This window comes from Streptomyces oryzae (assembly GCF_017676365.1).
Classification (GTDB): Bacteria; Actinomycetota; Actinomycetes; order Streptomycetales; family Streptomycetaceae; genus Streptomyces; species Streptomyces oryzae.
In genome coordinates this window covers 42,237-49,508 of sequence record NZ_JADKMA010000027.1, presented here as the reverse complement: position 1 = coordinate 49,508, position 7,272 = coordinate 42,237, and the positions used below count along the sequence as shown (strand labels likewise).

Below are 7,272 nucleotides of genomic sequence, written 5' to 3'. Positions count from 1 at the left end.
GATGCTGGTGAAGCGGGCCGCTTCGGTGGAAGCCCCGGCTCCTACTTGCTGGTGAACTTCTCGTACTCTTTCAGGACCTCGTCCGTGGGCCCGTCCATCAGCAGCTTGCCCTTTTCCAGCCACAGCACCCGCTCACAGGTGTCGCGGATGGACTTGTTGTTGTGGCTGACGAGGAAGACCGTGCCGGCTTCCTTGCGCAGCTCGCGGATGCGGGCCTCGGAGCGCTTCTGGAAGCGCTTGTCGCCGGTCGCCAGCGCCTCGTCGATCATGAGGACGTCGTGGTTCTTGGCGGCGGCGATGGAGAACCGCAGGCGGGCCGCCATACCGGAGGAGTAGGTGCGCATCGGCAGCGTGATGAAGTCGCCCTTCTCGTTGATGCCGGAGAAGTCGACGATGCCCTGATAGCGGCGCCCGATCTCCTCGCGGGACATCCCCATCGCCAGGCCGCCCAGGACGACGTTCCGCTCGCCCGTCAGGTCGTTCATCATGGCCGCGTTCACACCCAGCAGCGAGGGCTGACCGTCGGTGTAAACCTTGCCGCTCTCGGCCGGCAGCAGCCCTGCGATGGCCTTGAGCAGCGTGGACTTGCCCGAGCCGTTGGAGCCGATGAGGCCGATGGCCTGACCGCGGTACGCGGTGAAGCTGACGCCCCGCACCGCGTGCACCTCGCGCATGCCGCCGCCCGGCTTGCGGCGGATGATGCGGTTGAGGGCCGCGGTGGCGCTGCCCCGGCCCTTGGAGCCGCCGTAGACGCGGTAGACGATGTGCAGGTCCTCGGCGATGACGGTGGGCACCCAGGGGCCCGGAGTCTGCTGCGCCTGCGCCTCGGTCTTCTCGCCGGACTCGACGGGCGCTCCGCTCTGCTCGGTCTGCTCAGCCACGGCCATAACGCTCCTCCGCCTTCCAGAAGAAAACAAATCCGCCGACACCGATGAGGACCGCCCAGCCCAGGGCGAGCGCCCAGACGTGCGGCGGGAGCTGATCACTGGGGTACTGATGGATGAATGCGAACCGCATCAGGTCCATGTAGACGGCGGCGGGGTTGGCCTGGAGCGCGTCGGTGACCCAGCCCGGTGCGTTCGCCTTCGCCAGCATGTGCTTGAGGGGGAACATCACACCGGACGCGTACATCCACGTCCGGGTTATGAACGGCATCAGCTGCGCCAGGTCCGGCGTCTTGCTGCCGAGCCGGGCCAGGACCAGCGCGAGGCCGGTGTTGAAGACGAACTGGAAGGCCAGCGTCGGGATGACCAGCACCCAGGAGAACTGTGGCAGCTGGCCGAAGCCGAGCAGGATGATGACCAGCACGATCATCGAGTACAGCAGCTGCTGGAGCTGCTGGAGCGCCACCGAGATCGGCAGCGCGGCGCGCGGGAAGTGCAGCGCCCGCACCAGTCCGAGGTTGGAGGAGATCGCCCGGACTCCGGTGAGCACCGAGGTCTGGGTGAAGGTGAAGACGAACACCCCGGTGATCAGGAACGGGACGTAGTTCTCCTTGCCGCCCGGGGTGCCGTCGCGGCCCCCCAGCAGCAGACCGAAGATGAAGTAGTACACGGCGGCGTTCAGCAGCGGCGTGGCGACCTGCCACAACTGGCCGAGTTTCGCCTGGCTGTACTGCGCCGTCAGCTTCGCCCGGGAGAAGGCGAGGATGAAGTGCCGCCGCGCCCACAGCTGGCGTACGTAGTCGGGCAGCGAGGGGCGCGCTCCGCTCACCGACAGGCCGTACTTGGCCGCGAGTTCGGCCGGGGTCAGACGGTCGTCCGGTGACGGCGGAGGCAGCACGCCGACGGAGTGGTCGGCGCTGTCGGGGGTTGTCTCGCTCACGTTGGAAACTTTCGTCCTCACACTGCGCAAGTGAATCCGGGGCTGATGCTCTCAGACACGAGCTTGTCAGATCACGGGTGGGCGGCCCAGCCGCGTCAGACGCCATACCGTACGCCACCGCATCGGCCTCCGTGTGCCTGCCGACGTGGTCCAGCCCTCCTTGAAACCGCCCAGCCAGGCCCGCAGCGCCGGCATGGAGGGCCGCCGGGCGAGGGTGAGCAGCAGCCACACGCCCAGATATACCGGGACGAGCAGCGCGGGGAGGTTGCGGCGGGCGAGCCAGACGCGGTTGCGGGCCACCATCCGGTGGTAGACGGCGTGCCTGCTGGGAGCGGTGGTCGGGTGGTGCAGCACCATGTCGGCGCGGTATTCGATGCCCCAGCCGGCGTCGAGGGCGCGCCAGGCCAGGTCGGTCTCCTCGTGTGCGTAGAAGAACTCGTCGGGCAGGCCGCCGACTTCGGCCAGCACCTTGGTACGTACGGCGTTGGCGCCGCCGAGGAAGGTGGTGACCTTCGAGGAGCGCATCGGGTCGGAGGCGCGCAGCCGGGGTACGTGGCGGCGCTGGGTGACGCCGGTTTCGGGGTCGGCGATCCGGAAGCTGATGATGCCCAGCCTGGGATCGGCCTCGAACGCCTGCCGCACCAGCTCGGCGGTGTCGGTGGAGGGCAGCAGCCCGTCGTCGTCCAGGAAGAGCAGCGCGTCGACCTCGGCACCCGAGGGACCGAACGCCTCGATTCCGACATTCCGTCCACCGGGGATGCCGAGATTTTCCGGAAGCTCGACCTTCCGTACACCGTCCGGAAGCTCCGGCAACGGCGCGCCGTTACCGACCACGGCGACCTCGATCGCCTCGCCGTCCTGCTTGGCAACCGACTCCAGCAGTGCGCGCAGCTCCTCGGGTCGGTTGCCCATGGTGAGCACGACGGCCCCCAGTCGCATAGCTTTCCCGCCCTCCGTCATGTCACCCGTCACTTCAGCCTGCTCGACGCCAGGATGGACACCAGGTGCAGCAGCGTCTGGAGCACCGCGATGGCGGCGAGGACGACGACACCGAGCCGGGTGAAGTACAGATCGCCCCGGACCTGGTCGGCGATCGCGAGCACCAGGATCAGCAGGGACGCCTCGATGCCCAGCACCAGCCGGTGGAACTTCAGCGCGGCGGCCGCCTTGCGCGCCAGGGCCAGCCCCGAGGAGCGCGGCTCGGACGCCGACTCCTTGACCGGCGGCAGTCCGCCCTGGTGACGCGCTACGCCCACCAGGTCGGACTCCGCCTTGATCAGGATGGCGCCGAGCGCGGCCAGCGTGCCGAGGAAGGCCCACAGCCAGTCGATCCGGCCGCCGCCCCACAGGTCGGCGGCGCGCAGGCCCAGACCGACCAGGACCGCGGCGTCGCACAGATAGGCGCCGACCCGGTCCAGATAGACCCCGCCCAGCGAGAACTGCTTCTTCCAGCGGGCCACCTCGCCGTCGACACAGTCCAGCAGCAGATAGAGCTGGACCATCACCACGCCCAGCACCGCGCCGCCGACCCCCGGCACCAGCAGCGCCGGCAGCGCCAGCACCCCGGCGAGGGTCATCACATACGTCAGCTGGTTGGGGGTGACCCGGGTGTTCACCAGGTGCCGGTCGACGCGCAGCGAGAGCTCGCGCATGTAGAGCCGGCCCGCCCAGTGCTCGCCGCTGCGCCGGTCCTTCACGCCCTCGGGGTGAACGACCGGCCGCAGTTCAGCTACCGATGGTTTGTGCATAGTCCGCGTACGCGTCCCTGATCTGGTCGGTGGACAGGTCGAGGTGTTCCAGGATCGTGTACCGCCCGGGGCGGGTCTGCGGCGCGTACGCGACGGCTTCGACGAACTCGTCCGGGTCGAAGCCGATGTCGGCGGGCAGCACCGGCAGCTCGTGCCGCCGCAGCACCTCCACCATCAGCTTCGCCGTGTCCTTGTCCCCGCGCAGATAGGTGGCGAAGGCGGCGCCGAGGCCGCACTGCTCGCCGTGCGGAGCGGCGCGCTTGGGGTAGAGCAGGTCGAAGGCGTGGTTGATCTCGTGGCAGGCGCCGGATGCGGGGCGGCTGTCCCCGGCGACCGACATCGAGATGCCGGTGAGCACCAGGCCCTCGGCGAGCACCTGGAGGAAGCCGTCGTCGCTGACGTCGCCCGGGTGGTGCAGGATCGCCTCGCCGGCCTGCCGCGCCATGGCAGCGGCCAGCCCGTCGATGTCCTCGCCGCGCACCTCGTGCCCCAGCTCCCAGTCCTTGACCGCGGAGATGTTGGAGATGACGTCGCCGATGCCGGAGCGGATGTAGCGCTCGGGTGCCTCGCGGATCACGTCGAGGTCGATGACGACGGCGATCGGGTTGGGCACCCCGTAGGAGCCGCGGCCCGCGTCGTTGTCGAGGGTGGCGACCGGCGAACACAGGCCGTCGTGCGAGAGGTTGGTCGCGACGGCGACCAGCGGCAGTCCGATCCGGGCCGCCGCGTACTTCGCACAGTCGATGATCTTGCCGCCGCCGAGCCCGACGACCGCGTCGTAGCGGCCGGACTTCTTCATCGTGTCGGCGAGTTTGACCGCGTCGTCGATGGTGCCGCCGCCCACCTCGTACCAGGAGGCGTTGGGCAGCAGCGGCGCGAACCGCTCGCGCAGCGCGGCACCTGAGCCGCCGCTGATGGCGAAGGCGAGCTTGCCGTTGGTGGAGATCCGCTGATCGGCCAACAGGCCCGCCAGGTCGTCCAGTGCGCCGCGGCTGATGTCCACGACGACCGGCGACGGAATGAGGCGGGTCAGTACTGGCATGCGATCTCCCGGCCCTTGGCGAGGTCGTCGTGGTTGTCGATCTCGACCCACTTGACGTCGCCGATGGGGGCGATGTCGACCTTGAAGCCGCGGTTGACCAGCTCCTGGTAGCCGTCCTCGTAGTAGAGCTGCGGGTCCTTCTCGAAGGTGGCCTTCAGCGCGTCGGCCAGCTCGGCGCCGGCCTCCGGCTCGATCAGGGTGAGGCCGATGTACTCACCGGTGGCCTCGGCCGGGTCCATCAGCTTGGTGATGCGCTGAACGCCCTTGTCCGGGTCGACGACGACCTTCATCTCCTCGTCGGCGAGGTCCTTGACGGTGTCGAGGGCGAGGATGATCTTCTGGCCGTTGCCGCGCGCGTCCAGCAGCGTCTTCTCGACGGAGACGGGGTGCACGGTGTCGCCGTTGGCCAGCAGCACGCCCTCCTTGAAGACCTCACGGGCGCAGTAGAGGGAGTAGGCGTTGTTCCACTCCTCGGCCTTGTCGTTGTCGATCAGCCGGAGCTTGACGCCGTGCCTGGCCTCCAGCTCCGCCTGCCGCTCGTAGACGGCCTCCTTGCGGTAGCCCACGACGACCGCGACATCGGTGAGACCGACCTGTGCGAAGTTGGCCAGGGCGATGTCGAGCACGGTGGTCTCACCGTCGACGGGCACCAGGGCCTTGGGCAGGGTGTCGGTGTAGGGGCGCAGACGCCGTCCGGCGCCGGCCGCCAGCACGAGGCCGATCATGCGGGTTCTCCTGTTTCGTCGTGTACTGCGGGTGCTTGCGACGACACCCAGAAACGGATGCTCTCGACGAGCACCACTGCCGCGATGACCACGGCGAGCGCGGTCAGCGCGAAGTTGAAGTCTTGCGTGGGGCCGCCGTCGCCCAGCCAGAGGGCAGCGGCGACGGTGACCACGAGGGTCCTTCCTTCGTGCCCCCCGACCGCCCGCACCAGCCAGTGCGGAGGCGCTCCGGTGCCTCCGCGGATGCGGTACACCGTGTCGTAGTGATGGTAGGCGAGAGCCGCTACCAGCCCGAATGCCGCGGGGAGCGCGCCGTCGGTGTCGGCGCGGGCGGCCAGCACCAGAACCGTGCCGTATTCCGCGATACGGAAGAAGGGCGGCAGCAGCCAGTCCAGCGGGCCCTTGAGGGGCCGGGCGAGCGCGACCCCGGCACAGAGGGCGTACACAGCGGCGGCGACCACGGGCCAGGGGCTGCCGAGTGGTGTGGCCCACGCGGTGGCGAGGATCACGGCGCCGCCGAGCAGCGCGACCGCCGGCACCCCCAGCCGGGGCAGCGGGAGCGGGCGCAGCAGCCGCGCGGCGAGCTCGGCGAGCGGGCCGCTGTCGGTCAGGGCGCGGACACCCTCTGCCGCACGGTCGGTGCGGGCCCTGCGGTGCAGGGAGCGCAGCAGCCGCCCCGCGGTGGTGTAGCAGGCGGCGAGGGTACCGGCGGCGAGCAGCACGAGGAAGGTGATACGCGGTGTGGTGGCGGCTGTCAGTACGGCGATGAGGGCCCAGCGCTCCCCGATGGGCAGCACTATCATCCGCCGGGCCCAGACCGTCCAGCCCGCGCTGTCCAGCCTGCTGGAGAGGGCTGCGGTGCGGCTGGTGTTGGCGGTGACGGCGGACTCGGCGTGACTCGCCTCGTTGAAGGAGAAGTCGACGGTGTGCCGCGCGGTCATCAGCAGCATGGCGCCGAGCGCCAGGGCCCATACGTCATCGCCGCCGCGGGCAGCACCGAGCGCGAGGCCCGCGTAGTAGGAGTACTCCTTGGCCCGGTCGAAGGTGGCGTCCAGCCAGGCGCCGAGCTTGGAGTACTGGAGGTCGTAGCGGGCGAGCTGGCCGTCCGTGGCGTCCAGCACGAACGAGGCGATCAGCAGCACCCCCGCGGCCACGAAGCCCCACCGCTGGCCGCTGGCCGCACACCCGGCGGCGATCAGCGCGGTGACCAGCGAGGCCGTGGTGACCTGGTTGGGGGTCAGCCCGCGGCGGGCGCACCAGCGGGCGATGTAGCGCGAGTAGGGGCTGACGCAGAAGGTGGTGAAGAAGCCGTCCCGCGACTTGACCGCGGAGCGCAGCCGTACGGCCTCGTCGTCGACCGCGGCGACGGCGGCCTCGGCCTCCTTGCGTGCCGTCTCGCCGTCGGGGACGGTCGCGACGAGCGTGCCCAGCTCGGGCCGGTGCACCTCGACGCCGGCCGCCTCCAGCGCTTCGGCCGCCTGCTGGGGGCCGCCCGTCAGCTCGGGGGGCAGCGCGCGCCGGGCCTCGGGGGTGACGCCGAGCACGCCGGGCAGCGCGCCCGCCGCGAAGCGGGGGTCCTTCAGCGCGAGCCGCAGCGCGTGGGTGTGGCCGACGAAGCGGGGGTCGATCAGGGCGAGCCGTTCGTTCGCCGCCGTGGCGGCCAGGTGGGCGCTGACCTCGGCGGGCCGGGCGGCCACGCGCACCTCGAAGCCGAGCGAGCGCAGGTCGGCCTCGAGCGACGACCCGGCAACCGGCGGACCGGTGAGGATGGCGGTCGACAGAACGAACTCACTCCTTGGAAGCTGGCATACCCGCGCGAGAGGGGACAACAACGGCAGCGGGCAGGGAGCGCCGTCACCCGTAAGGGTCGGCAGCACGTCGGCAGAGAGTATCGGATCGCCAAAGGGAGCCTTCACCGAGCGTTCACCGCCCC

Annotated in this window: 7 protein-coding genes; all 7 read right to left on the bottom strand. The window is 70.2% G+C overall.

All coding sequences use genetic code 11. The features are described 5' to 3' along the window. Positions 1-41: 41 nt before the first annotated feature. Positions 42-887, bottom strand: a complete 846-nt coding sequence (locus tag ITI46_RS08240) for an ABC transporter ATP-binding protein (RefSeq protein WP_247745646.1) — start codon at positions 885-887, stop codon at positions 42-44. Further along, positions 874-1,824: an ABC transporter permease gene (locus tag ITI46_RS08235; protein WP_209238764.1), complete on the bottom strand. Its 951-nt coding sequence runs from the start codon at positions 1,822-1,824 to the stop codon at positions 874-876. Before ITI46_RS08235 ends, ITI46_RS08240 begins: the two co-directional genes overlap by 14 nt. A gap of 66 nt (positions 1,825-1,890) precedes the next feature. Beyond that, a complete protein-coding gene (locus tag ITI46_RS08230) occupies positions 1,891-2,763 on the bottom strand; it encodes a glycosyltransferase family 2 protein (protein ID WP_209238763.1) in 873 nt (290 codons plus the stop codon). A 29-nt stretch (positions 2,764-2,792) separates the two neighbouring features. After that, positions 2,793-3,572 carry a CDP-alcohol phosphatidyltransferase family protein gene (locus ITI46_RS08225; RefSeq protein ID WP_209238762.1) on the bottom strand — a complete coding sequence of 260 codons (780 nt, stop codon included), beginning with the start codon at positions 3,570-3,572 and terminating at the stop codon, positions 2,793-2,795. Beyond that, positions 3,550-4,614, bottom strand: coding sequence for an iron-containing alcohol dehydrogenase family protein (locus tag ITI46_RS08220; RefSeq protein WP_209238761.1), 1,065 nt, complete (start codon positions 4,612-4,614; stop codon positions 3,550-3,552). The genes ITI46_RS08225 and ITI46_RS08220 overlap by 23 nt, the downstream gene beginning before the upstream one ends. Beyond that, the gene (locus ITI46_RS08215; RefSeq protein ID WP_209238760.1) at positions 4,602-5,339 is read right to left on the bottom strand and encodes a phosphocholine cytidylyltransferase family protein; all 738 of its coding nucleotides are present in this window, start codon (positions 5,337-5,339) and stop codon (positions 4,602-4,604) included. The genes ITI46_RS08220 and ITI46_RS08215 overlap by 13 nt, the downstream gene beginning before the upstream one ends. Next, positions 5,336-7,120 (bottom strand): DUF5941 domain-containing protein, encoded by a 1,785-nt coding sequence (locus ITI46_RS08210; RefSeq protein ID WP_209238768.1) that lies wholly within the window; start codon positions 7,118-7,120, stop codon positions 5,336-5,338. The genes ITI46_RS08215 and ITI46_RS08210 overlap by 4 nt, the downstream gene beginning before the upstream one ends. Between the last annotated feature and the right edge of the window lie 152 nt (positions 7,121-7,272).